This window comes from Streptomyces sp. YIM 130001 (assembly GCF_003574445.1).
In the GTDB taxonomy this organism is placed as follows: Bacteria; Actinomycetota; Actinomycetes; order Streptomycetales; family Streptomycetaceae; genus Streptomyces.
Genome location: NZ_KZ984548.1, coordinates 635,260 through 660,213 on the forward strand (window position 1 = coordinate 635,260; position 24,954 = coordinate 660,213).

A 24,954-nucleotide genomic window follows, 5' to 3' on the forward strand; every position below is an offset into this window, starting at 1 on the left:
GCACCACAGGGTTGTCCATCGGGTCCGTGCCTCCCGTGACCGTGTATCAGGGGGAGGCCAGTGTCAGGGGCACGATTAGCGCCCGCCGGGTCACCTCTCGGGCGATGCTGGAAGGAAACCGTGTGAGCCGGATTTCGGTCCGGGGATTCGCAGTGGCGTCAGCCACCGCGGTCACCACCGTCGGTGCTGTCGTCGGCGTTGCCTCGGGCAACACCGACTCCTCCAACGACATGGAGGCAACGGCAGCCGACGGCGCGACTCTCCTCGCTGACATTCCCGCAGGCCAACAGGCCGAGGTGCAGACGGACTCGCTCGCGCACCAGGCACAGGCCCAGGCCGTCGCCGCCGACTCGGCAGCCATGAAGACGGCGGAGCAGTCCGCCCGTCAGCAGGCTGCCAAGGACGCGGTCGCCAAGAAGGAAGCGGCCGAGAAGAAGGTCGCCGACGAGAAGGCGGCCAAGGCACGCGAAGCCGAGGAGAAGGCAAGCCGCTCCGAGGCACGCAGCCAGGCCACCGCCGACTCGGGCGACTTCGCGCCGCAGAGCTCCTACAGCGTCTCCGAGGTCCAGGCGATGGCACGGCAGATGGTGCCGGGCGGCCAGTTCCAGTGCTTCAGCAACATCGTGGACCACGAGTCCACCTGGAACTACCAGGCGTCGAACCCGTCCTCGGGTGCGTACGGCCTCGTCCAGGCGCTCCCGGGTTCCAAGATGGCCTCCGCCGGTTCCGACTGGCAGACCAACCCGGCCACGCAGATCAAGTGGGGCCTGAACTACATGAACGACCGGTACGGAAGCCCGTGCGGCGCCTGGGAGTTCTGGCAGGCGAACAACTGGTACTGAGTCGCTCACGCGCTCAACTTGTCGGAGCCCTCCACCGTCCTTCGGTGGGGGGCTTCGCGCGTGTACGGTCGTCGAGACGGAATTCCGGGGTCATGTGGTGGGGGAAAAGGAAAAGATCATGTCGAGACTGCCAGGGTGGTTCGGCCGGCTCGGCGCTGGACTGACGCGTGTGGGGGACCGGTTGGAGGAGCGTCGTGAACGGACCGCCCGCGAGGCGAGCGACGACGCCCCGGAGGACCGCGCCACGGACGGCCGCGGTTCGCACGACGGCGACTCGGATCACCGCGACTCGGACCACCGCGGCACCGGCGAACGCCCCCGTACTTCCGGCGCGTTCCTCAAGTCCCGTGCCCGCCTGGCCTCCCGTCGCGACGGCTATGGCAACGACGACTACGACTACGACGACAACGACTCCGACGACGACTCCGACGACAACGACGACTCCGGAGTCCAGGTACCCGCACCCCCGGCCTACGCACCGGCCATAGCGGCCAAGCCCGAGGCGGCCGCCGCCGTCCCGTGGGGGTTGCGCGTCGCCGCCGAGGCCGGCTGGCGGCTGCTCGTTCTCGCCGGAGCGCTCTGGGTTCTGATGCAGGCCATCAGCGCCATCCAGCTGGTCGTACTCGCCTTCGTCGCAGCTCTGTTGATCACCGCGCTGCTGCAGCCCACGGTCGCCTGGCTCAAGCGCCTCGGCCTGCCGCGCGGTCTGGCCACCGCCGTCACGTTCATCGCCGGCTTCGTCATCATGGGTCTCGTCGGCTGGTTCGTGGTGTGGCAGGTCATGGAGAACATCGACACGCTCTCCGACCGCGTCCAGCAGGGCATCGACGAACTCCAACGGTGGCTCCTGGAGAGCCCGTTCCACGTCACCGAGGACCAGATCAAGGACATCGCCAAGAACCTGCGGGAAGCCGTGGGCACCAACACCGAGGAGATCACCACCGCCGGCCTCGAAGGCGTCACGGTCATGGTGGAGATCCTCACCGGCATCCTCCTCGCGATGTTCTCCACCCTCTTCCTGCTCTACGACGGCAAGCGCATCTGGAAGTGGTGCCTCAAGCTCGTCCCGTCGCAGGCGCGCCCCGGCGTCGCGGGAGCGGGGCCGCGTGCCTGGCGCACCCTCACCGCGTATGTGCGCGGCACGGTGATAGTGGCTCTGATCGACGCCATCTTCATCGGACTCGGCATCTACTTCCTCGATGTGCCGATGGCGGTACCGCTCGCCGTCTTCATCTTCCTGTTCGCGTTCATCCCGCTCGTCGGAGCGGTCGTCTCCGGGGCGCTGGCGGTGGTCGTCGCGCTCGTGACGCAGGGCGTGTTCACCGCGCTGATGGCGCTGATCGTGGTGCTCGCGGTGCAGCAGATCGAGGGCCACATCCTGCAGCCGTTCATCCTCGGCCGTGCCGTGCGGGTCCACCCGCTCGCGGTCGTGCTGTCCGTCGCCGCGGGCGGCTTCGTCGCCGGTATCGGCGGTGCCGTGGTCGCCGTACCGCTGGTCGCCGTCACCAACACCGTGGTCGGCTATCTGCGTGCCTACGCGGCGGAGCAGTCCCTGCGGAACTCGGCTCAGCCGCAGGGCGCGACGGCCGCCGGCGCCGCACCGGCTCGGGCGGTCGGCGCGGACCCGGAGGATTCCCGGGACCCCGCCTAGGCGACCGCGCCCCGACGAACCAGGAAGGCCCCAAGTACCCCGGCAATCCGGGTACTTGGGGCCTTCCTGGTATCAGGAGGTCACTCCGTCCGGAGCCCGTCCGGGCGCATCAGGCGGATCAGCGGCGGCATGCTGAGCGCGGTCACCACGAGGACGACTCCGGCGCCGGCGGCGGTCATCGCCCCCAACGAGGCCCAGTCCGGTGAGATCGGCCGGTCCACCATCTTCAGGAGTACGGACCCGAGGGTGAGTCCGACGACGGTGGCGAGGGTCAGGCCGAGCGCGACGGGCAGAGCGGTCTGCCACAGCACCGACAGGCTCAGGGTGCGCTTGCGGGTTCCGAAGGCCACCAGGGAGGAGAGCAGCTTCCTGCGCTCCCGCAGCTGTTCCAGCTGGGAGACGAGGAGACTCGCCCCGATGAGCGCCAGGACCGCGATGGCGCCGACGTAGAGCCCGGTACGCAGCGAGGCGAAGCGGTCGGTCTCGTCGCTGGCCTTGTAGCGGTAGATGTCGATGAAGGGCGAGGTGGCGGCCGCGGCGTTGCGCACCCGCTCGGCGGCGTCCCGGTCCGAGTTGTCGGTGCTGACCCAGAGTGTGCCGCTCTGGTTGGGCGTGCCTGAAGCGGTGAGCGCGCCGGGGGTGGCGAGGATGCCGGTGTTCGCGTAGCCGCCGGGGCTGTCGCGGGCCGTGACCTCGCGGACCTCGGTCGGAACCTTCCACGGCACCTGCTTGCCCCGGTAGCCGTCGTAGCTCGGGTCGAGGTAGAGCTGTTTGCCGGCCTTGGCGAGACGGGTCGCGTCCTCGTCGTCGCCGATGTCCTCGGTGCGCGAGACGATGAACACGTCGCCGTCCTTGCACGAGGTGATCCGGGCGAGTTCGCGCAGCGCCGAGCATGTACCGGTGTTCAACGTCGTGCTGCGGTCCGGCTCCGTCCTGCCGTCGGCGGCCTCCATGGTCATCAGGGGGGCCGTGATGCGGTCGATGCCCTTGGTCTGCTTCAGGCGTCGCAGGGTCTCCTGCATCTGCTGCTCGGCCTGCCCGGAGTCGGGTACGTGGACCTCGAGTTCCGCACGGCGCGGGTCCTGGCCGGTCGCCGAGGTGTAGTCGCCCTGTACGCCGGCGAACATCATCTGCAGGGCGATGGCTCCGGCCACGGCCACCGCGATCCCGTTGACCATGCGCGCAGCGGTGCCGCTGCTCAACTGCAGGCGCCGTACGGCCAGTTGCCAGGAGAGCGAGCCCCTGCCGAGGCGTACGACGACGGCCTCGACGAGCCAGGGCAGCAGGGCGGTGATGCCGACGAGGAGGAGCACCACGCCGGCGGTGACGAGCCATTCGTTGAACCGTCCGCCGTCACGGCCCTGCCCGACCATCGGGTACAGCATCGCCAGCCCGGCGATCGGCAGCAGCAGCCGCCACCAGAGCTTGCGCCGGGGCTGCTTGGCCGTGCGGACCACACCGAGCGGCTCGATCACGACGCTGCGCAGGGCGAAGAGGGTGACGGCGACGGCGGCGGCCGGTACGGCGATGCCGACGAGCAGGGCGAGAGCCGGCGACGGGTCGAGGTCCGCGGGGAAGACGCTGACGTCCAGGACCTCGATGTCGGCTGCTGCGGCGCGTGTGATCAGGAAGAAGCCGGTGCCGACAGCGAGGCCGAGCAGGGCGCCCGCGAGGGATTCACCGGCCGCGATCCTGCGGGTCATCCGGCCGTCCGCACCGATCAGGCGGAGCGCGGCCAGGCGCCGGTCGCGACGCTCGCCGCCGAATCGTACGGCGGCGGCGATGAACACACCGACCGGCATCAGCAGCACCACGAACACGAGCAGCGTGAGCAGTACGAGTACGGGGTCGAACGGATCGTCCGCGGAGTCGGCAGGCCCGAAGTGGTCGATGCGCATGGTCGGGTAGCCGTTCGGGACCAGCTTCTCGGCGCCCGCGTAGTAGGCGAGTTCGCCGGGGCCGATCAGGCCGGCGTCACTGATGGTGCCGACCTGTTTCGCCTGCAGCCGGTCGCGGAGCATCTTGCCGTCGTCGGACTTCAGCAGCTCGGCGAGTGCGGGGGAGACGACCATCTCGCCGGGCTTCGGGTGCGCGGAGACACCGGGCGGCAGGGGCGCCTTCGCGCCGTCCGGTGCGACGAGCCGACCCCGGACGCTCTTGCTCCGGAAGTCGGTGTCGACGGCGGAGATGACGAGGGTGTCTTCGGCCGCAGGCACCTTCTGCGAGGAGAAGGTGTTGTCGTTGCGGTCGTCACCGCGGGCTTCGCGGGAGTTCATCGCGGTCGGCAGGGCCGCGGTCACCAGGAGCAGGGCGACGCCGAGTCCGACGCCGACCGCGGTGAGGAGGGTGCGGACCCAGGCCTCGCGCCCGCCCGTGACGGCGAAGCGGATACCGAGGCCGAGGTCGCGTGCCCAGATGCGGGGGTTGCTCATACGGCGTGCTCCATGTCGCGCGAGCGGCCGTCGCGTACGACGATCTCGCGGTCGGAGTAGGCGGCGACGCGGGCCTCGTGGGTGACGAGGACGACGGCGGCGTTGGTGGAGCGGGCCGCTTCGGTGAGCAGCTGCATCACGCGTTCGCCGTTCAGGGAGTCGAGCGCGCCGGTCGGCTCGTCGGCGAAGACGACCCGGGGCCCGGTGACGAGGGAGCGGGCGACGGCCACGCGCTGGCCCTGCCCGCCGGAGACCTCGCCCGGCCGCTTGGCGGCGACGTCGTCGACCTCGAGGCGCTCCAGCCAGCCGAGGGCCCGCTGTTCGGCCTCCTTGCGTTTGGTGCCGGTCAGGCGCAGCGGAAGGGCGACGTTCTCCACGCAGGTCAACTCGGGTACGAGCTGGCCGAACTGGAAGATGAAGCCGAACTCGGTACGGCGCAGGGTGCTGCGCTCGGCGTCACTCATCGCGGACAGCTCGTGGCCGTCGAAGTGGATGGTGCCGGCGTCCGGCGTGACGATGCCGGCGAGGCAGTGCAGGAGCGTGGACTTGCCGGAGCCGGAGGGGCCCATGACGGCGACGGTCTCGCCGGCGTGGATCGAGAATCCGGCGTCGTCCAGCGCGGCCGTGGGGCCGTACGTCTTGCGGAGGCCTTCGGCGACCAGGAGGGAGCCTGCGGGGATCATACGGTGACCGCCTTAGCGAGTTGGCCGAGTCGTGCGGTGGTCAGTTCGAGCCATCGCAGATCGGCTTCCAGGTGGAACAGGGCGTGGTCGCAGATGAGTTGGTCCGCGAGGTCGCCCTTGCGCTTGCGGTCGGTGAGCGCGCGCATCATCCGCAGGTGTTCGGCGCGCTGGGTGTCGAGCAGGTCGCCGGCGTCGCGCCCGGTGAGGAGCGCGAGGACGACCTTGGTGTAGAGCGTCGATGTCAGATACGGCTCGGGCTTCTCCGGCGAGGCGAGCCAGCGGCCCACATCGGTGATGCCGGCCTCGGTGATGGCGTAGCGCTTGCGTTCGGGGCCGTCGCCCGCCTCTATCCCGTCGACCTCGACGAGGCCGTTCTTCAGCAGGCGGGACATCGTCGAGTAGACCTGGCCGTAGTGCAGGGGCTTGTCGTGGCCGAACTTCTCGTCGAAGGCGCGCTTGAGGTCGTAGCCGTGGCGTGGGCCGGACTCGAGGAGTCCGAGCAAGGTGTGACCGATGGACATGCGGAGCACTGTACACGGGGTGTATACCTGCCGTGTATACCCCCCATGTATAGAGAATGTGCGAGCGCCGGACAGGCCGCGTGACGGACTGTCCGGCGCTCGATCGCATGACGGCTCGCGGGGGAGCCGGGCTCAGTGCTTCTTGAACGTCACCGTCTTGTCGTCGTCCTCGTCGCGGTCGTAGTTGCCGCCGAAGCCCCAGTTCTTCCAGCCGCCGTCGCCCTTGTTGGTGACGGTGCCGTCGTCGATGGCGAACACGTCGACCCCGTCCACGACGGCGAGGTGCTCGAGACCGGAGACCTCGGAGAAGGCCATGTCGTCGAACGACTTCGCCGTGATGATGTTCTTGTCGGGGAAGCTCTTGCGGTACTCCTCGATCAGGGACTGGTTGAGCTTGTCCTTGTCACCCGGGACCTTGCCGTCGTAGTCCGTGCCGGGGAACTTGCTCTTGTCGGTGTCCGTGTACTTCGGTGCGCCGTCGTTGAAGTTGACCTTGCCGTTGCCGTGCTTCTCGGAGGTGTTCTTCAGGTCGGCGGGGTCGGGCGTATCGAACTCGACTTCCTTGTCGTCCTTGCCGCCGCGTTCGAAGTCGCCGTAGAGCGCCCAGTTGTTGTGGCCGCCGTCGCCGTCGTTCTTGAACTTGCCCTTGTCGAAGACGTAGACGTCGAAGACCGCGCGGCCCGACTCGATGTCGTTGCCCTCTTCGTCGTCGTGGTACTCGGTGGAGTTCAGGCGGTACCGGCTCTTGTTGACGAACTGGTCCGGCTCCTCCTCCCAGTGCGACTTCTGCTCCGAGTGCATGGCGACGACGTTGTAGTCGGGGTAGCAGCGGCGCATGTCGTTCACGAGCATCCGGACCGATGCCGAAGAGCCCTCGTTGTCGAGCGGGCTGTAGGTGTTGTAGTAGCGGCTCCGGTCGGGCGGCTCCTGCCCCTCGACCTGGCAGCCCTCGTCTCCTGGCTTCCAGTCCGGCTTGCGCTTCGGGCGGGGCTTCTCCTCGAAGGTGACCGTGCGCCGGTCCTCGCTGACCTCGAAGTTCCCGTGGAAGCCGCGGTTCTTCCAGCCGAGGTCGTTGCCTTCGGCCCAGGTGAACTTGCCGCTCTTGAAGGCGTAGATGCGGTACTTCTCGCCACTGATCTCGACGGTCTGGATCATCGCCGAACCGTCCATCTCCTGGAGGTTCCCGTCCTGCGCCTTGGCGATGACGATGTTGTAGTCCGGCAGGCAGTAGGAGAGGTCGTCGAGCGCGGCCTTGACCCGCTTCTCCTTGTTCTTCTCGTTGTTGATCTTGTCGATCACCAGGTTGGCCAGCTGCGAGTAGCCCCAGGCGGCTGCCGTACTGGTCGGGCCGTTGCCGGGGACGGACACGTTCGAGTTCGAGGACCGCTCCTGCGGGGTGTTGCAGAGGCTGGGCAGGGTGTTCCCGCTGTCGTCGCCGGGTTCGGCGTCCTCGTCGGGCTGGTCCTCGGACGCCGGCTCGGCGTCGTCGGGATCGACGTCCGGTCCGTCGCCGCCCGGCTTGTCGCCGCCGCCACCGACATCGTTGTCGCCGTCGGAGCTCTCTCCGCAGTCGTCGCCGTTCCCCAGGATGGTGCACACGGCCTGCGAGGTGGTCGTGGACACATCGCCCGGCATGTTCAGGGCGACGACGGCACCGACGATCGTCGCGACGACGCCGAGGATCGCCAGGTATTCGGCGGTCCCCGCACCGGCGTCGTAGCGCAGACCGTGTCCGGTTCGGTCTCTGCGGTTCACGTGGGTCACCTCGTTGGTCATTCGCTCGCCGTGTCGGCGGCTCATCGGCGGGGGGAGTGCCGAACGTGCCACGAGGCCGAACCGGAGCACAGGGCTCCAAGGCCCAGACCAGGGCCCAAAGTGCAAGTGGGGGGCAATCGGGCACGATCGATGGGCGGAACGGGCAGGAGGCGAGGCGAAACGGGCAAGAGGCGTCCGGCCGAGCGTGCACCCTCACATGCGGCCGTACCCGGGAAACCAACCGGTGGGAGGTGGCCGGCCGACCCGCGGGCGCCGCTCCTGGAGCGGGCGGGGGATCCTTGCCCGCGGGCACCGCGGGCGTGCCCGAACTCCCGCGCCGGGGCCGGGATATGACCTCGGCCCCGGAAGTCCCGGCCGCTCACTGCTTCTTGAACGTCACCGTCTTGTCGTCGGCCTCGTCGGCCTCGTCGGCCTCGTCGGCCTCGAAGTCGCCCTGCCGGCCCGGCTTCGTACAGCCGCCGTCGCCCTCGGTGCTGCTGGTGCCGTCGTCGACGGCCCACACGTCGTGCCCGTCGACCACCGCCAAGTGCTCGAGCCCGGACACCTGGGCGAAGGTCAGCTCGTTGAACGACTTCGCCACGAAGATGTTCTTGCCGGGGAAGCTCCTGCTGTGCTCGTCGACGAGCACATGCGTCAACTCGGCCCTGACCTTGGGGACTTCGCCGTCATAGTCAGTGCCGGGGAACTCGCTCTCGTCGGTTTCCAGGTACTTCGGGTCGGCGTCGTTGAAGTCGACCTTGCCCGTGCCGGGCTGGTCGCGGGTGTTCTTCAGGTCGGCCGGCCTCGGCCTGTCGAAGTCCACCACTTTGTCGGTCCGGTCGCCGCTCCCGTAGTAGTGCCCGTCTGGAAGCCGCCGTCGCCGTCGAGCTCGAACTCGCCCTTCTCGAAGACGTACGCGTCGAACACTCCGACCCGCCCCGCCGGAAGGCCGCCGCCCTCCTCATCCGTCGCCGCGCGGCCCGGCCCGTACCGGGTGTTCGCGTTGATGAACTGGTCCGGCTCTTCCATCCAGTGGAACTTCTTGGCCGGGCGCCGAAGGCAGCCGGCCGCGGCAGCGGCGGCCCAGGGCGCTTGGGCCCAGGCCGGGGCCCAAGCGGGGCGCGGGCGGCGAACGGTCGGGGAGCGGAGGCGAAACGGGCGTCGATCGAGGCTGAACGGGCGACTACGGAGCCGAATCCCCGCCGTCCGGCGGGGACTTGGGCGGCCGGCCGCGGCGCGCTATGGGCCCTGTGGAGCCGGGAAGCCGTCCCGACTCCTTCAGGGCCCGCCGCAGCAGAAACTCGATCTGCGCGTTCGCCGAGCGCAGTTCGTCCCCGGCCCAGCGCGCCAGCGCCTCGTACACGTGCGGGTCGAGGCGAAGCAGTACCTGCTTGCGCGACTCCTTGGCCCGGCGCCGGCCCTCGGCCGGCGCCCGGGACTCGGGGTCGGGGGCCGCGGCCCCCGTCGACTCGTCGCTCACTGGTAGAGCGAGCCCGTGTTCATGACCGGCTGCGGGGCGCGGTCTCCGCACAGGACGACCATCAGGTTGGACACCATCGAGGCCTTGCGCTCCTCGTCCAGTGCCACGATGTCCTGCTCGGTGATGCGGGCGAGTGCCGCCTCCACCATGCCGACCGCTCCGTCGACGATCTGCCGCCGGGCTGCGACCACGGCGCCGGCCTGCTGCCGCTGCAGCATCGCGGACGCGATCTCGGGGGCGTACGCGAGGTGGGTGAAGCGGGACTCGATGATGTGTACGCCGGCCGCCTCGACCCGCGCGGAGAGCTCGACGGCGAGCTTCTCGGTGATCTCCTCGGCGTCGCCGCGCAGCGAGAGCCCGGCCTCGTCGTGCGCGTCGTAGGGGTACTCGATGGCGATGTGCCGGACGGCCGCCTCGGTCTGCGTGGAGACGAACTCGAGGAAGTCGTCCACCTCGAAGCTGGCCTGAGCGGTGTCCTCGACCTTCCACACCACGACCGCGGCGAGCTCGATCGGGTTGCCGTAGGCGTCGTTGACCTTGAGCACGGCCGTCTCGTGATTGCGCACCCGGGTGGAGATCTTGGTGCGGGTGGTCAGCGGGTTGACCCAGCGCAGGCCGTCGGTGCGGATCGTGCCCCGGTAGCGGCCGAAGAGCTGGACCACGCGGGCCTCGCCCGGCGCCACCATGTTCAGGCCGCACATGGCGAAGAACGCGGCGATCGCCACGAGTACGCCCACGACGATCAGCGTGACCTTGACCGCGTTCGATCCGGAGACGGAGCCGACGACGATCAGGCCCGCACCGGCGATCAGGCCGATCAGGCCGAGCAGCAGCGCGAGGCCGCCGCCGATCGAGTGCGCCTGCTGCTCGCGGACCCGGGGCGCGGGCATCTCGGGGCCGGCGGAGGGCTCGGTCGTGGGTGGGGTGTCGTGCTGTGCGGACATGGTGGTCCCCCGTCATGGTCGGCGCGCGGTGAGTCGGCGGCGCGCTTTCACCGGTCAAGCAAAGTGATATCACTTTAACGGATACGGCAACCCTTCGCACCTCTCGATCGTCGGTTCCCTTAGGAGTGGGTGCTGATTGTCACGCCCCGGTACGACCGGATTGGGGCGTCTTGACCCACTTGGCCGGTGTTAGCTTCATGAGCTGACCCGGGGGGAGCCGAACTGACTGGAGCGACTGGGCAATGGGCCGAGCGGACGGACAACGAACGAGGCAGGGCGGGGGTGCTCGCCGGGGCGAACGGTCCGGCGGGGGCATACGCCGTGTCTTCTCGCTGAAGCGGATACTCGGCACGCTCTTCGGCCTGGGCCTGATCGCCATGGCGGGCTTCGTCGGCCTCTACCTGTATGTGGACGTGCCCGCGGCCGCCGAGGACGCCAAGAAGCAGAGCAACGTCTACAAGTACAGCGACGGCTCCGTCCTCGCCCGTACCGGCGACGTCAACCGCGAGATCGTCGGCCTCGACCGGATCCCCAAGGACGTCCAGAAGACCTTCGTCGCCGCCGAGAACAAGTCCTTCTACAAAGACGCCGGCGTCGACTTCAAGGGCACCGCCCGCGGCCTGATCAACACCGTCTCCGGCAAGGGCAAGCAGGGCGGCTCGACGATCACCCAGCAGTACGTCAAGAACTACTACCTGAACCAGGACCGCACGGTCAGCCGCAAGCTCAAGGAACTGGTCATCTCCCTGAAGGTGGACCGCAAGAAGTCCAAGGACGACATCCTCGCGGGCTACATCAACACCAGTTACTACGGCCGCGGCGCCTACGGCATCCAGGCCGCCGCCCAGGCCTACTACGGCAAGGACTCCGACGACCTGACGGTCGGCGAGGGTGCCTACCTGGCGGCGCTGCTGCAGGCCCCGAGCCAGTACGACTGGGCGTCGGCGACCGAGTCGGGCAAGGAGCGCGCCGAGGCCCGCTGGAACTACGTACTCGACAACATGGTCGAGGAGAACTGGCTCGACGCGAGCGAGCGCGAGGGCCTGAAGTTCCCGTACCCGGACAAGCCCAAGGCCGCCAAGGGCTTGAAGGGGCAGACCGGTTACCTGGTGGAGGCCGCGAACCGGCAGCTCAAGGCAGAGGGCGTCACCGAGGCCGAGATCGAGGCCGGCGGCTGGACCGTCACCCTCAACGTCGACCGCAAGAAGCAGAAGTCGCTGGAGAAGTCGGTCAAGAAGACACTGACCGACAAGCTCGACAAGGACAAGCGCAAGGTCGACGCCGCCGTGCAGGCGGGCGCCGTCTCCGTCGACCCGGAGACCGGCAAGGTCGTCGCGCTGTACGGCGGCAAGGACTACGCACAGCACTACACGTCCAACGCCACCCGCGCAGACTTCCAGCCCGGCTCCACCTTCAAGCCGGTGATCCTCGCCTCCGCCCTGGACAACGACGCCAAGACCCAGGACGGCGAGACGATCCGGGCGAACACGGTCTACGACGGCACCAGCGGCCGCCCCGTGAAGGGCGGCGAGTCCGGCTACGCCCCGCCGAACGAGGGCAAGAAGGACTACGGCAGCATCTCCGTGCAGCGGGCCATGGACCAGTCGGTCAACTCGGTCTACGCGCAGATGGGTGCGGACGTCGGCATGGACCGGGTGCAGCGCACCGCCACCGATCTCGGCATGAAGGAGGTCGGCAGGGACCCGGCGATGACGCTCGGTTCCATGGGCGCGAGCCCGATGGACATGGCCGGGGTCTACGCGACCCTCGACAATCACGGCAAGAAGGTCACGCCGTCCATCGTGAAGCAGGCCTCGCACAAGGACCGTCCGGACGACGTCAAGCCCGACCCGGTCGGCGATCAGGTCCTCAAGCGCCAGACCGCCGACTCGGTCACCTCGGTCATGCAGGGCGTCGTCAGCGACGGCACCGGTGCCGCCGTGAGCTCCGGCAAGTACCAGGCGGCGGGCAAGACCGGCACGTCCGACAGCAACGTCTCGGCCTGGTTCGCCGGTTACACACCCGAACTGGTCACCGTGGTCGGCATGTTCGGCGAGGCCCCGGACCCGAAGGTCGCCGAGCTGAACAACCCCGAGGGCACCCCGGCCAAGGAGTTCGACCACGTCTCGCTCGCCGGAGCCGGCGGCGAGGGCAAGATCCACGGCAGCGGCTTCCCGTCCCGGATCTGGGCCGCGTACACCCTGGGTGCGCTCGAGGGCGGCTCGGACGCGCGCTTCGACCTGGACACCGACATGGGTATGGGGGTCGCCCCGCCGCCGGAGCCGACGCGGAGCGAGGAGGAGGACGAGCCGGAGAAGCCGGACGAGCCCGCCGAGACCCCGGACGCTCCCGAACCTCCCGACGACGAGCCGGACCAGCCGGAGGAGCCGCCCGCCGAGACGCCGGATCCGCCGGTCACCGACGCCCCGACGTTCAGCCCGCCGACGCAGGAGCCCGACCCGTCTCAGCCCACCATCGGCATCCCGGATCAGCCGGACCGCCGGGAGCGCTGACGGCCGGCCGGGACGCGCCACGCGAAAGGGCGCCCGGAGCCTCGATCGGGCTCTGGGCGCCCTTCGTTCACGCCGCTCGGTGACGGCCGCTCCCTCGCGGCCGGACTTCGCTCCGGTTCAGCTCTGAGGACCGTTCTGGTTCAGCTCGAACCAGACGACCTTGCCCGTCGAGAGCCGGGTCGCACCCCAGCGCCGGGCCAGCTTGTTCACCAGATAGAGCCCGCGCCCGCCCTCGTCGGTCGCCCGGGCCTGCCGCAGGCGCGGCAGCTGCGGCACGTCGTCGCCCACCTCGCAGCGCAGGACGTCGGTCCGCAGCAGGCGGAGCGTCACCGGGCGCGACGCATAACGCACGGCATTGGTGACGACCTCGCTGACCAGCAGCTCCACCGAGTCGGTCATCTCCTCCAGGCCCCAGCGGCTGAGCGCCCTGCGAGCGAGCCGGCGGGCCCGCCCGGGCGCCGAGTCCTCCGGCTCCAGGTACCAGTACGCGACATCGCTCGGCGCGATCCCGTCGAAGCGGGCCGCGAGCAGCGCGATGTCGTCGTCCCGGTCGCCGGGGCCGAGCATGTCGAGGACCTCGTCGCAGAGCGCCTCGAGCGGCGGGGCGTGGTCCGGGCCGGTCAACTGGGCGGTGGCGGCGAGCCGTTCACGCAGCTGCTCGATGCCCGTCCAGACGTCCCGCAGCCGCGATTCGACCAGGCCGTCGGTGTAGAACAGCAGCGTCGCCCCGGCGGGCGCGTCCAGCTCCACCGACTCGAAGTCCACGCCGCCCACGCCGATCGGGGCGCCCGCAGGCACCCGCAGCACCTCCGCACGGCCGCCGATGTGCAGCAGAACCGGCGGCGGATGGCCCGCGTTGGCGATGGTGATGCGGTGCGAGACCGGGTCGTACACCGCGTACAGGCAGGTCGCCATCCGGTCCGAGCCGAGCCGCTGGGCCTGCTCGTCGAGATGGTGCAGGACTTCCTGCGGCGGCAGATCGAGTCCGGCGAGGGTCTGCGCGGTCGTCCGGAGCTGGCCCATGATCGCGGCCGATGTCATCGAGTGCCCCATGACATCGCCCACCACCAGGGCGACCCGGCTGCCGGGCAGCGGAATCGCGTCGTACCAGTCGCCGCCGACCCGGGCCGTCTCGGCGGCCGGCAGATAGCGGCTGGCCAGGCGCACTCCGGTGGGCTGCGGCAGGGTCTCGGGCAGCATGGTGCGCTGCAGCTCGTCGGCGATGTAGGCCTCGCGGCCGTAGAGCACCGCCTTGTCGATGCCGAGCGCGGTGTGGGTGGCGAGCTGGGCTGCGACCAGGAGATCGTCGGGCTCGAAGGCCGGCTTGTCGGCCCGTCGTACGAAGACCGCGGCACCGATCACCCGGCGCCGGCCCCGCAGCGGCGCCAGGATCGTGCGCTGTCCTGTCGGCACCACGCGGCCGGGACCGAGCAGCTCGGGCAGCGCGTCACGCGCGGTCTGCCCGTCCGTGAACACCGGGCGTACGCCCCTGAGGACCTCGGCGAGGGCGCCGCCGGAGCGCACCTCGCACAGCTCGGCGCCGGCCGGCATCTCGGGCTGCAGCTGCTGCTGCGCGGACGGCAGCAGCACACCACCGCCCTCGGTGTCGGTGTCCTCGCCTATCAGGCGCAGCCGGTCGGTACGCCTCAGCCGCAGCACCATCGGCCCGATCGGCCGCTCGTCGCCCACCGGCAGCGGATCGCGCAGATACACCAGGATCGCGTCGGAGAACGTCGGCACCGTCGCCCGGCACAGGCCCATCACGATCTCGTCGAGGTCGATACCGCGCGCGATGCGCCGCGTCGCCGCCCCCACGAACCGCAGCCGGTCGCCCTCGCGCCGGGCCGCCTGCGCGTCCGCCGTGGCGGCCGCCGGCTGTTCGCCCGCGGCGCGGGGCCTCGGGCGGTGCCCGCCGGGCTCCTCAGGCGCCGGCGGCTGTGCGTGCTCGGGGGAGTCCTGGGAACGCAGCTGCGCCCCGCGGGGTTCCGCGGGGGCGGTCGGGCGGGCGGTGGTCGGTCGCCGGCCCTCGTGCGAGGTGGGGTGCTCCGTCACGCGTTCAGAATCCGTCCGTCCGGGGCTGCGCGCAGCGCGCGCCGTGCAGTACGAGCCTTTCGGTGGTTCTCACACACGTCGGCAGTTGAGGAACAGCTGGTGCTCCGGTGCCGTGGTGGCGCTCGCCGGAGCGTACGCGTACGAGTCCTCCCCGGCGATCTCCAGACCCGCGTCGCGCACAACCTGGCGCAATTCGTCCCGCAGGTATCCCGATACCCGGATTGATTCTCCGATGAACGGAATCACCGCGTCGTCGAGGTCCGCCTCGACCATGGACAGCGAGATCAGGCCGCGTGGCACCAGCAGTTCGCGGAGCCTCACGAGGGTCTCGGGGATCTCGCCGCGGGGCAGCATGAGGAGCGAGAAGAAGCAGGCGATGCCCTCGAACTGGCCGATTCCTTGCGGTCCTTCGGCCTCGAGCGAGGCGATGTCGCGCTGCAGGAACTCGCCGTCCGGCACGTTCTGCCGGGCCAGCTCCACCATCCGCGTCGACAGGTCGATACCCACCACGTGGTGCCCGGCATCGGTGAGCTGCCGGGCCGTGGGCAGTCCGGTGCCGCAGCCCACGTCGAGGACCCGGGAGCCCGGCGGCAGCCGCTTGATCAGCCACTCACCACCGGCGAGCTGACCCTCCTTGTGCGGGAAGGCCTCGTCGTACCGTTCGCCGAGGGCGTCGAACGCCTCGGCCTGACCTCTGCGGTCGGGCCCGCCTTCCGCGGACCAGTCCTCGTATCCCTCGCTCACGTGCTGCTGCCCCTTCATGACGAACGGTCAAGCGCTGTGCCGGCACTGCAAGTTGCTTCCGTGCGCCCTTGCGGAGGACGATCCTACGTTTGGACCACGGGGGCGCATCAAGGGTCTCATGTGGACACTTGCGCGGGCGTACGGTCCCAGTCGGCCGGCAGCGCGGGCACCGGCCACCCCGGATCGGGACGCCAGTGCTGCCAGCCGTCCGCGAAGGGGGCGCCCCACGCCCGGATCACCTCCACCGCCGCACGGCCGGCCGCCCGTACCGCGGCCGCCTGTTCCGCGTCCATCAGGCCCGCGCGGCCCGCCTCGGCGAACTCGTCCTCGTCGTGCCAGCGCCAGCTGCGGTCGGGGCGTACCGAGATGTCGAGGAAGTGGTCCTGTGAGTCGACGCCGCCGGACCAGCGGGTATGCGGCTCCTCCAGGTTGACGTACCAGCTCTTGAAGCGCCATCCAGGCTCCCAGAACAGCCACACCGACCAGGGATCGCCCGGCCGCGCCAGCTTCAGGACGCCGGTGCCGTGCCACTGGTCGCGCAGTACGGTGCGCGGCCTGGTGTAGCGGGTGGCGAGCGGCTCGCGGTGTACGGGGGTGCCGTCCGCGATGACCGGCTTGATGCACTCGGTGCCGGGCGCGAGCCAGACCACGAGCAGGTCCGCGGTGTCGGAGACGACGGTCACGGGGCGGCAGATGTGCGGGCGGTGCCCGCCGTTCTCCCGGTAGCGCCACAGGATCGGGCTTCCGGGCTCCCAGCGTCCCGTGCCGCCGCCGTCCGTCGTCTGCGTCGTGTGGCCTGTCATGGACAGATATTACGCAGCGTCCTGAACGGGCCTCGGCACGGCGTTACGGACGCGTCATCCGCAGGACGTCGAGTGCGGCGTCCAGCTGCTCCTCGGTCAGGTCGCCCCGCTCGACGTAACCGGACTCCAGGACGACCTCGCGGATGGTCTTCCGCTCGGCCAGGGACTTCTTGGCGACCTTCGCGGCCTCCTCGTACCCGATGTACTTGTTGAGCGGGGTGACCACGGACGGTGACGACTCGGCGTACTCCCGGGCCCGCTCGACGTTCGCCGTGATGCCGTCGACGGTGCGGTCGGCGAGCAGCCGGGAGACATTGGCGAGGAGGCGGACCGACTCCAGGACGTTCTTGGCGATCACCGGGAGCATCACGTTCAGCTCGAAGTTGCCCGCGGCGCCGGCCGCCGCGACCGTCGCGTCGTTGCCGGTGACCTGGGCGGCGACCATCAGGGCCGCTTCCGGGACGACCGGGTTCACCTTGCCCGGCATGATCGACGAACCGGGCTGCAGGTCCGGCAGGTTGATCTCGGCGAGGCCGGTCCGCGGTCCGGACGCCATCCAGCGCAGGTCGTTCGCGATCTTCGTCAGGCCGACCGCGACGGTCCTGAGCTGGCCCGAGGTCTCCACCACGGCGTCCCGGGCGCCCTGCGCCTCGAAGTGGTCGCGGGCCTCGGTCAGCGGCAGTCCGGTGGCCCGTGCCACCTCGGCGATCACCGCGGCGGCGAAACCGGGCGGAGTGTTGATGCCGGTGCCCACCGCGGTCCCGCCGAGCGGGAGTTCGGCCAGCCGCGGCAGGGAGTCCTGGAGCCGCTCGACGCCGTAGCGGATCTGCGCCGCGTAGCCGCCGAACTCCTGGCCGAGGGTCACCGGAGTCGCGTCCATCAGATGCGTACGTCCGGACTTGACGACGTCGGCGAATTCCTCGGACTTGCGCGCGAGCGCCGCCGCCAGGTGATCGAGGGCGGGGATCAGGTCGTGCGTGACGGCTGCGGTGGCGGCGATGTGGATCGAGGAGGGGAAGACGTCGTTCGACGACTGCGAGGCGTTCACGTGGTCGTTGGGGTGGACCTCGCGGCCGAGCCGCTCGGTGGCCAGAGTGGCGAGCACCTCGTTGGTGTTCATGTTGGACGAGGTGCCGGAGCCGGTCTGGAAGACGTCCACCGGGAAGTGCTCGTCCCAGCGGCCGTCGGCGACCTCGGCGGCGGCGTCCTGGACCGCGCCGGCGATGTCCTTGTCGATGACGCCGAGTTCGGCGTTGACCTTGGCGGCGGCGGACTTGATGCGGGCGAGCGCCTCGATGTGGGCGCGCTCGATGCGCTGCCCGGAGACGGGGAAGTTCTCCACGGCGCGCTGGGTCTGGGCCCGCCACTTGGCGCCGGCGGGAACCCGGACCTCGCCCATCGAGTCGTGCTCGATACGGAACTCGTCCGTCGCCGGTGCGCCGTCTTCGGTGGTCATGGTCCCCGATCCTCCTGGAAACTCGAGCAGCTGTCCTGTCCTGGCGGTCCTCACCCAGTACAAAGCGCGGGACGGGCGCCACTGTTCCCGGGCCGACCGGGGAAATGGCCGCTGCTGACGGGAGACCTGAAGAACGAGCCCTTCCGGCGGTCGCCCCGCGTCACCGCCGCATCAGGACGCCGAGCGCATCGTCCAGATACGCACTGAACTCCCCGCCCTCCGAGGCGGGCAGCACGGAAGGTGCGGCATGGCCGAGCTGGGCATGGCCGAGGTACACGGAGTACGCGAGCAGCCCCCGCTGCCGCGCCTCCGCCTGCGGGAAGCCGAGTTCGGCGAAGAGCTGTGCGACGTACGCCACCCGGCGCTCGGTCACCCGGTGGAACGCCTCGGCCACCCGAGGGTGTCCGGCGGTCGCGAGCAGCGAGACCTCGAGCGGGTCCTCGGTGGCCGCCCGGACGGCGAAGGCGAAGAGCCGCCGGATCCGCCGCTCCGGGTCCGTCTCCTCCTCGACCTCGGCGATGGTGCCCTCGGTGTTGATCTCGGCCCAGCGGTCGAGGGCGGCGTCGATGAGCGCGTCGCGGTTGGCGAAGTGCCAGTAGAAGCTGCCCTTCGTGGTGCCCAGGCGGGTGGCGAGCGGTTCGACCGCGACGGCCGCGAGCCCGCCCTCCGAGATCGCCGCGAGCGCCGCGTCCGCCCAGTCCTGAGCCGTCAACCTGGGCTTCTTCCCGCCCTGTTGCTGCGTCCGCTGCTGCCGTTGCGCCATGACCATACGGTACCGTACGGTAAAACCATACGGCAGCGTATGGAGGTGCGTGATGGGCTGGATCCACAACGTCCACGAGCGGGAGATCCCGGTCCCCGCGGCAGTGGTGGGCGCACTGCTCGACCGCCTGTCGGCCGCGGACGACCCGATCTTCCCGGTGCCGGTCTGGGACGCGATGCGGTTCGACAGGCCGCTCGGCGTCGGTGCGACCGGCGGCCACGGCCCGGTCACCTACCGGGTCACGGAGTACGAACCGGGGCGGCGGATCCGCTTCGACGGGACACCGCCCTGGGTCGGCCACCACGAGGTGTCGGTCGCGCCGCTCGACGACGGGCGGTGCCGGGTGCGGCACGTCCTGGAGATGGAGTTCAGGGGCAGCCGGTACCTCGCCTGGGCCGCCGGGATCAGGCCCGTGCACGACACGATGATCGAGGAGCTCTTCGACAACATCGAGCGGGTCGCGACCGGTTCGCTCGCCCACCCGGTGCGCCACTCCGCACGCGTACGGCTGCTGCGCAGGGTCATGTGGGCGAGGCCGGAGACGGTCGCGATCCCCGAGCGCGCCCGCCTCATCCGCTCCGCACTCGACAGCCCGGCCTACGAGGACGCGTACCGCATGCCGCTCCAGCCGGGCCTGCCGCGCGACCCCGCACAGTGGACCGGCATCCTCCGCGACGCCTTCCCCGTCATCGCCCACGAGGACGGGGAACTGCTCCTGCGCGTGGAGACGAACGGGGTGAAGGCCCGCGCCTCGATCCTGATCGACGGGGACCACATCACCCTGAGCACGGTCGCCGCCACGCCTTCACCGCGCGCCCGCCTCTACTGGGCCGTGGTCGGCCGCGTCCACCCGTTCATGGCCCGTACGATGCTCCGTCGCACCCACCGTGACCTGTCCCGCGCGGCACCGTCGGCGGGGGAGCGGGCCCTCGGGAGTCCCTCCGGCGTTCGAGGAGGCCCCTGCGGCAGGAGTTCTTCGGGAGCGGGCGGGCCTTCCCCCGTGGGAGGCGCTACGCCAGCCCCGGCCCCCGCACCGGAATCGACGTGAACGTCGGCTCAGCGGCAGGGACCTGAAAGAAGTCGTTCCCCTTGTCGTCCACGACGACGAACGCAGGGAAGTCCTCGACCTCGATCTTCCACACCGCCTCCATCCCGAGCTCCTCGTACTCGACGACCTCGACCTTCTTGATGCAGTCCTGCGCGAGCCGCGCCGCCGGTCCGCCGATCGAGCCGAGGTAGAACCCGCCGTGCGTGCCGCACGCGTTCGTCACCTGCTGCGAACGGTTGCCCTTGGCCAGCATCACCTTGGACCCGCCGGCCGCCTGGAACTGCTCCACGTAGGAGTCCATCCGCCCGGCGGTCGTCGGCCCGAACGAGCCGGACGCGTAGCCCTCGGGGGTCTTCGCCGGGCCCGCGTAGTAGACGGGGTGGTCCTTGAGGTACTGCGGCATCTCCTCGCCCGCGTCCAGCCGTTCCTTGATCTTGGCGTGCGCGATGTCGCGGGCCACGACCAGCGGGCCGGTGAGCGAGAGGCGGGTCTTGACCGGGTGCTTGGTGAGCTCGGCGAGGATCTCGTCCATCGGCCGGCCGAGGTCGATCTTCACCGCGTCCTCGGACGCGGCGTCCTCGGACAGGTGCTCGTCCGTGGTCTCCGGCAGGAACCGCGCGGGGTCCGTCTCCAGCTGCTCCAGGAACACGCCCTCCGCGGTGATCTTCGCGGTGGCCTGCCGGTCGGCGGAGCAGGACACCGCGATGGCGACCGGGCAGGAGGCGCCGTGCCGCGGCAGCCGCACCACCCGCACGTCGTGGCAGAAGTACTTGCCGCCGAACTGCGCGCCGATACCGATCTGCTGGGTCAGCTCGAAGACCTTCTGCTCGAGGTCCTGGTCCCGGAAGCCGTGGCCGAGCTCGGAGCCCTCGCCGGGGATCTCGTCCAGGTAGTGCGCGGACGCGTACTTGGCGGTCTTCAGGGCGTACTCGGCGGAGGTGCCGCCGACCACGATGGCCAGGTGGTACGGCGGGCAGGCGGCCGTACCGAGCGAGCGGATCTTCTCCTCGAGGAACTTCATCATCGAGGCCTCGTTCAGGACGGCCTTCGTCTCCTGGTAGAGGAACGACTTGTTGGCCGAGCCGCCGCCCTTGGCCATGATCAGGAACTTGTAGGCGTCGCCGTCCGTCGCGTACAGCTCGATCTGCGCCGGCAGGTTGGAGCCGGTGTTCTTCTCGTCCCACATCGTCACGGGCGCCATCTGCGAGTAGCGCAGATTCAGGTTCTGGTACGCGTCGTAGATGCCCCGGGACAGGGCCTCCTCGTCGCCGCCGGCCGTGAGGACGTTCTGGCCGCGCTTGCCCATGACGATCGCGGTGCCGGTGTCCTGGCACATCGGGAGCACGCCCGCCGCCGCGATGTTGGCGTTCTTCAGGAGGTCGAGCGCGACGAACTTGTCGTTGCCCGAGGCCCCCGGGTCGTCGATGATGCGGCGCAGCTGGGCGAGGTGGGCCGGGCGCAGATAGTGCTGGATGTCGTGGATGGCCTCTTCCGCCAGCTTGCGCAGCGCCTCCGGCTCGACCTTGAGGAAGGTGCGCCCGTCGGCCTGGAAGGTGGAGACGCCCTCGGAGGTCACCAGCCGGTACGGCGTGGAGTCCTCTCCCATCGGAAGCAGATCGGTGTACGCGAACTCCGGCATTTTCGGCCATTCCTCACTCGGCAGACGGCTGCGCCTCCTGGGCAGCGCCCTCCAGAGTAGAACCTCGCGCGCGGACCGCTCCGGTGAGGTGAGGCTCACCCGGCAGCCCACCCGGCACCTCCCGTCCCCGGGGTCCCGTCCGTGCGATTCGGGGTGCTGTCCGCGGTCTCTCGGGGGCGTCTCGGGGGCGGTCCCGGGGGTCGTCTCGGGGTGGGCCCCGGGAAACATCAGGGACGTTCCCCCTAGTCGCGATCTATCGCGTTTCGGTACGCTGCTCAGGTGGACCTCGAAAAGCGACCCGAGAAGCCCGAAGCCCCCACCGCGCCGGCCGCTGCCGCAGAACCCGTCGCGGAGGCGGACCTGCGCGCCTCCGACGCGGACCGCGACCGTTTCGCGGACATCCTGCGTGACGCCATGGCCGAGGGCCGGCTCACCGCGGACGAGTTCACGGACCGCGTCGAGGGCGTCTACAGCGCCAAGACGGTCGGCGAACTGGAGCCGCTGGTCCGGGACTTGCCGGCCGCCCGGAGCGGCACGGCCACGTCCGCGCCCTCCTCGTACCGCCCGGGCCCGATCCCCGACGAGCCCGACGAGAACCTGGTCGCGGTCTTCAGCAGCAGCACCCGCAAGGGCCGTTGGCGCGTGGGCCGCCGCACCCACGCGTACTCGATCTTCGGGAACATCGAGATCGACCTCACCGAGGCGGTCTTCGAGCACCAGCAGATCCTCGTCAAGTGCTTCTCGATCTTCGGGAACGTCGAGATCACCGTTCCGGAGAACATCACGCTGAAGGGCAACGGCAGCGGCGTCTTCGGCAACTTCGAGGTGGAGACCCTGGAGGCGCCGGATCCGGGCGCCCCCGTCGTCCTGATCGACGGCTACTCGGTCTTCGGGAACATCGAGGCGAAGCCCAAGCGCGGCAAGTTCATCGCCGACCTCCACAAGTACGTCGGCAAATACGTCGACAAGCACATGCGCAAGCACCTCGGGGGCTGACGGCGGCGCTTCGCGGCGGGTGACGGCGCACCCCGGTCGCACGAGGGGGCATGAGTCTGAACTTCCGTTCATCGGAACTCAGTGCATAGGCGTGCGTACAGCGGGTAGGCCTTGCTGCATCGTCACCCCCGCCGCGAAGCCGTCGTCAGGAGTAGGCCGTGCTGCAAACGCCGCATCAGTCCCTGCAGGTCGCCGCAGTTCCGACTCAGCGGGCCGCTGCGATTCCGAGTCAGCGCGGGCCTGCGCGAGATCAGGATGCTCCGTGGCACACCGAGGCCGTGTGCCGGCGGGACGAGGCCGGACTCTTCTTCGCACCGTCCAAGGAACCCACAGCCGCCCGGCTCTCCCGTGAGGACGCCGCGAAGCGGGTCTGCGGAGGCTGTCCGGTGATGGCCGAGTGCCGTGAGCACGCCCTTGTGCAGCCCGAGCCGTACGGCGTCTGGGGTGGGCTGACCGCGGCCGAGCGCCGAGTGGTCCTGGCCCGGCGCCGCCGGCGTGAGATGGAGCTGCAGCAGAGCACCCGCGCGACGGACCGCATCGCAGCCGCCGGCTGACCGCCGCCACCGGCCCGCGAGTGCGGGCCGTCGGCACCCGGAAATCGGACGAGGGCGCCCCTCCGCACAAGGGGCGCCCTCTTCACGCGCGGGCCCACCACGCGCGCGCCGTCCATGGATACGCGCGCGGCGGGCCGTCCGTTCAACGTCCTTGCGGAGTCCGTCCGTTCAACGCCCCCGCAGCGTCCGTCCGGCGAACGGCCCGCCCGGACCGGCTACTTGGCCCGGGCGGCCGCTCGACCGGTACCGACTACTTGGCCCGGTCGAAGTCGATCGCGCTGTAGGCCCGCAGCTTCTCCAGCTTGTGGGTCGAGTCGATCTGCCGGATCGTGCCGGACTTCGAGCGCATCACCAGGGACTGCGTCGTCGCCGTCTCCGCGCGGTAGCGCACGCCCCGGAGTAGTTCGCCGTCCGTGATGCCGGTGGCCACGAAGAAGACGTTGTCGCCGGAGACCAGATCGGTCGTCGACAGGACCCGGTCCAGATCGTGGCCCGCGTCGAGGGCGCGCTGCTTCTCCGCCTCGTCCTTGGGCCAGAGCTTGCCCTGGATCACGCCGCCGAGGCACCTGATCGCGCAGGCGCTGATGATGCCCTCGGGGGTGCCGCCGATCCCCATCAGCAGGTCCACGCCGGTGCCTTCGCGCACCGCCATGACCGAGCCCGCCACGTCGCCGTCGGCGATGAACTTGATCCGGGCGCCCGTCTCGCGGATCTCCTTGACGATCCCGTCGTGCCGCGGCCGGTCGAGGATCATCACGGTGACGTCCTCGGGCGCGGAGCGCTTGGCCTTGGCCACCCGGCGGATGTTCACCGACGCCGGGGCGTTGATGTCCACGTAGTCGGCCGCCTCGGGGCCGGTGACGAGCTTGTCCATGTAGAAGACGGCGGACGGGTCGAACATCGCGCCGCGGTCGGCCGCCGCGAGCACCGCGACCGCGTTCGGCATGCCACGGGCCGTCAGCGTCGTGCCGTCGATCGGGTCGACCGCGATGTCGCACTCGGCGCCGGTGCCGTCGCCGATCCGCTCCCCGTTGTAGAGCATCGGGGCTTCGTCCTTCTCGCCCTCGCCGATGACGACGACGCCGTTCATCGAGACGGTGTGGACCAGGCTCCGCATGGCACGCACGGCCGCGCCGTCCGCGCCGTTCTTCTCGCCGCGGCCCACCCAGCGGCCCGCGGCCATCGCGGCGGCCTCGGTGACGCGCACCAGTTCGAGAGCCAGGTTGCGGTCGGGAGCCTCGGGAGAGACCTCCAGAGCGGACGGGAGATGATGCTCGGTCATCAGAGCGCACCTTTCTGATACGAGAAAAACCTGCGCCCGGAGGGGTCCCCGCGAGGGTGGCGTGATGGGCGGTCGGTCGGTCGAGGGTTCGAGGGGACGCCTGCCGATACCCGCACGGCATCCCGACGTGACTCTATCGCCAAGCCGACAATTTGAGCAGAGGGGCCCACGCATGAGCGGAGCGTGCACCTGCGACGATAGGGGGCGTGGCAGGTATGAAAGGCAAGCAGACCGTCCGGGACATGATCCTGTCGATGGCAGTGATCGGTGTGATCGTGGCCTTCGTCTACGTCTTCGTCCCGAAGGACAAGGACACGGAACCGGTCCAGGAGGTGGACTACACGGTCGAGCTGTCGACGGCCCGGCGCGCGGCCGCGTATCCGGTCCTCGCGCCCGACGGGCTCTCGCCGAAGTGGAAGGCGACCTCCGTCCGGTACAGGGGCGAGGAGGACGATCACTGGCACCTCGGTTTCCACGCGCCGAACGGCCAGTACGCGGCCGTCGAGCAGTCGACGCGGACGCCGCGCAAGTTCATCGAGGAGGTCAGCCAGGGCGCCCGGGCGACCTCGGTGACGCAGGAGATCGGCGGCCACACCTGGAAGCGCTACTCGGGTTCCGAGTACGACGCCCTGGTGCGCGAGGACAAGGGGTCCACCACGGTGGTCACCGGCTCCGGTTCGATCGGCATCCTGACCAAGCTCGCGGGAGCGCTCAGCGAGTCCTGAGGTCGGTGCCCGTCCCTTCGGTCCTGCGCCTTCCGCACACGTACGCGACGACGAAGACCCCCGGCCGGGAC

22 protein-coding genes are annotated in these 24,954 nt (G+C 70.1%); 7 read left to right on the plus strand and 15 right to left on the minus strand.

Translation table 11 applies throughout. From position 1 onward, the window contains the following. Positions 1-122 precede the first annotated feature (122 nt). Together DSC45_RS03020 and DSC45_RS03025 are read left to right on the plus strand one after the other, a co-directional pair. Positions 123-842, plus strand: a complete 720-nt coding sequence (locus DSC45_RS03020; RefSeq protein WP_119286689.1) for an aggregation-promoting factor C-terminal-like domain-containing protein — start codon at positions 123-125, stop codon at positions 840-842. 118 nt (positions 843-960) lie between these two features. After that, positions 961-2,493 (plus strand): AI-2E family transporter, encoded by a 1,533-nt coding sequence (locus tag DSC45_RS03025; RefSeq protein ID WP_240434355.1) that lies wholly within the window; start codon positions 961-963, stop codon positions 2,491-2,493. A gap of 80 nt (positions 2,494-2,573) precedes the next feature. Here DSC45_RS03025 and DSC45_RS03030 read toward each other — a convergent pair whose 3' ends face one another. The 8 genes from DSC45_RS03030 to DSC45_RS03065 all read right to left on the minus strand — a co-directional run bounded on the left by DSC45_RS03030 (position 2,574) and on the right by DSC45_RS03065 (position 10,308). Beyond that, entirely contained in the window at positions 2,574-4,925 is a 2,352-nt protein-coding gene (locus tag DSC45_RS03030) for an ABC transporter permease (protein ID WP_119286691.1), read from the minus strand. Beyond that, on the minus strand, positions 4,922-5,608 hold the full coding sequence (locus DSC45_RS03035; RefSeq protein ID WP_119286692.1) for an ABC transporter ATP-binding protein: 687 nt from the start codon (positions 5,606-5,608) through the stop codon (positions 4,922-4,924). The genes DSC45_RS03030 and DSC45_RS03035 overlap by 4 nt, the downstream gene beginning before the upstream one ends. After that, positions 5,605-6,129 carry a PadR family transcriptional regulator gene (locus DSC45_RS03040; RefSeq protein ID WP_119286694.1) on the minus strand — a complete coding sequence of 175 codons (525 nt, stop codon included), beginning with the start codon at positions 6,127-6,129 and terminating at the stop codon, positions 5,605-5,607. The genes DSC45_RS03035 and DSC45_RS03040 overlap by 4 nt, the downstream gene beginning before the upstream one ends. Before the next feature lie 132 nt (positions 6,130-6,261). Then, entirely contained in the window at positions 6,262-7,884 is a 1,623-nt protein-coding gene (locus DSC45_RS03045) for a hypothetical protein (RefSeq protein WP_162929104.1), read from the minus strand. 379 nt (positions 7,885-8,263) lie between these two features. Continuing rightward, the gene (locus DSC45_RS03050) at positions 8,264-8,707 is read right to left on the minus strand and encodes a hypothetical protein (protein ID WP_119286698.1); all 444 of its coding nucleotides are present in this window, start codon (positions 8,705-8,707) and stop codon (positions 8,264-8,266) included. Continuing rightward, on the minus strand, positions 8,674-8,913 hold the full coding sequence (locus DSC45_RS03055) for a hypothetical protein (RefSeq protein ID WP_119286700.1): 240 nt from the start codon (positions 8,911-8,913) through the stop codon (positions 8,674-8,676). Before DSC45_RS03055 ends, DSC45_RS03050 begins: the two co-directional genes overlap by 34 nt. Positions 8,914-9,067: 154 nt before the next feature. Next, on the minus strand, positions 9,068-9,415 hold the full coding sequence (locus DSC45_RS03060; RefSeq protein WP_119286702.1) for a type II toxin-antitoxin system antitoxin: 348 nt from the start codon (positions 9,413-9,415) through the stop codon (positions 9,068-9,070). Beyond that, entirely contained in the window at positions 9,361-10,308 is a 948-nt protein-coding gene (locus tag DSC45_RS03065; RefSeq protein ID WP_119286703.1) for an SPFH domain-containing protein, read from the minus strand. The genes DSC45_RS03060 and DSC45_RS03065 overlap by 55 nt, the downstream gene beginning before the upstream one ends. A gap of 242 nt (positions 10,309-10,550) precedes the next feature. On the opposite strand from DSC45_RS03065, the gene DSC45_RS03070 reads away from it, so the two are divergent. Further along, the gene (locus DSC45_RS03070) at positions 10,551-12,821 is read left to right on the plus strand and encodes a transglycosylase domain-containing protein (RefSeq protein WP_119286705.1); all 2,271 of its coding nucleotides are present in this window, start codon (positions 10,551-10,553) and stop codon (positions 12,819-12,821) included. Between the two features lie 117 nt (positions 12,822-12,938). On the opposite strand, the gene DSC45_RS03075 is transcribed toward DSC45_RS03070, so the two are convergent. The 5 genes from DSC45_RS03075 to DSC45_RS03095 form a co-directional block, all read right to left on the minus strand. Then, on the minus strand, positions 12,939-14,873 hold the full coding sequence (locus tag DSC45_RS03075; protein ID WP_119286707.1) for a SpoIIE family protein phosphatase: 1,935 nt from the start codon (positions 14,871-14,873) through the stop codon (positions 12,939-12,941). 69 nt (positions 14,874-14,942) lie between these two features. Next, on the minus strand, positions 14,943-15,635 hold the full coding sequence (locus tag DSC45_RS03080) for a class I SAM-dependent DNA methyltransferase (protein ID WP_119286709.1): 693 nt from the start codon (positions 15,633-15,635) through the stop codon (positions 14,943-14,945). A gap of 98 nt (positions 15,636-15,733) precedes the next feature. Next, entirely contained in the window at positions 15,734-16,420 is a 687-nt protein-coding gene (locus DSC45_RS03085) for a cytidylyl-2-hydroxypropylphosphonate hydrolase (protein ID WP_119286710.1), read from the minus strand. Between the two features lie 43 nt (positions 16,421-16,463). Beyond that, positions 16,464-17,876 carry a class II fumarate hydratase gene (locus DSC45_RS03090; RefSeq protein WP_119286712.1) on the minus strand — a complete coding sequence of 471 codons (1,413 nt, stop codon included), beginning with the start codon at positions 17,874-17,876 and terminating at the stop codon, positions 16,464-16,466. 160 nt (positions 17,877-18,036) lie between these two features. Continuing rightward, entirely contained in the window at positions 18,037-18,639 is a 603-nt protein-coding gene (locus DSC45_RS03095) for a TetR/AcrR family transcriptional regulator (RefSeq protein WP_119286887.1), read from the minus strand. Between the two features lie 52 nt (positions 18,640-18,691). On the opposite strand from DSC45_RS03095, the gene DSC45_RS03100 reads away from it, so the two are divergent. After that, a complete protein-coding gene (locus tag DSC45_RS03100; protein WP_119286714.1) occupies positions 18,692-19,687 on the plus strand; it encodes an SRPBCC family protein in 996 nt (331 codons plus the stop codon). Here DSC45_RS03100 and DSC45_RS03105 read toward each other — a convergent pair. Further along, a complete protein-coding gene (locus tag DSC45_RS03105; RefSeq protein ID WP_119286716.1) occupies positions 19,650-21,326 on the minus strand; it encodes a fumarate hydratase in 1,677 nt (558 codons plus the stop codon). The two genes, DSC45_RS03100 and DSC45_RS03105, sit on opposite strands and share 38 nt — an antisense overlap. Positions 21,327-21,605: 279 nt before the next feature. Here DSC45_RS03105 and DSC45_RS03110 point away from each other — a divergent pair, with 279 nt between their 5' ends. Together DSC45_RS03110 and DSC45_RS03115 are read left to right on the plus strand one after the other, a co-directional pair. Beyond that, positions 21,606-22,322, plus strand: coding sequence for a DUF1707 domain-containing protein (locus DSC45_RS03110; protein WP_119286717.1), 717 nt, complete (start codon positions 21,606-21,608; stop codon positions 22,320-22,322). 158 nt (positions 22,323-22,480) lie between these two features. Beyond that, entirely contained in the window at positions 22,481-22,876 is a 396-nt protein-coding gene (locus tag DSC45_RS03115; protein WP_119286719.1) for a WhiB family transcriptional regulator, read from the plus strand. 250 nt (positions 22,877-23,126) lie between these two features. Here DSC45_RS03115 and glpX read toward each other — a convergent pair whose 3' ends face one another. Further along, complete coding sequence (gene glpX / locus DSC45_RS03120; RefSeq protein WP_119286721.1) at positions 23,127-24,158, minus strand: class II fructose-bisphosphatase; 1,032 nt, start codon at positions 24,156-24,158, stop codon at positions 23,127-23,129. A gap of 215 nt (positions 24,159-24,373) precedes the next feature. Between glpX and DSC45_RS03125 the strand changes: the two genes are divergently transcribed. Then, on the plus strand, positions 24,374-24,883 hold the full coding sequence (locus DSC45_RS03125; RefSeq protein WP_119286723.1) for a DUF4245 domain-containing protein: 510 nt from the start codon (positions 24,374-24,376) through the stop codon (positions 24,881-24,883). Positions 24,884-24,954: the final 71 nt, after the last annotated feature.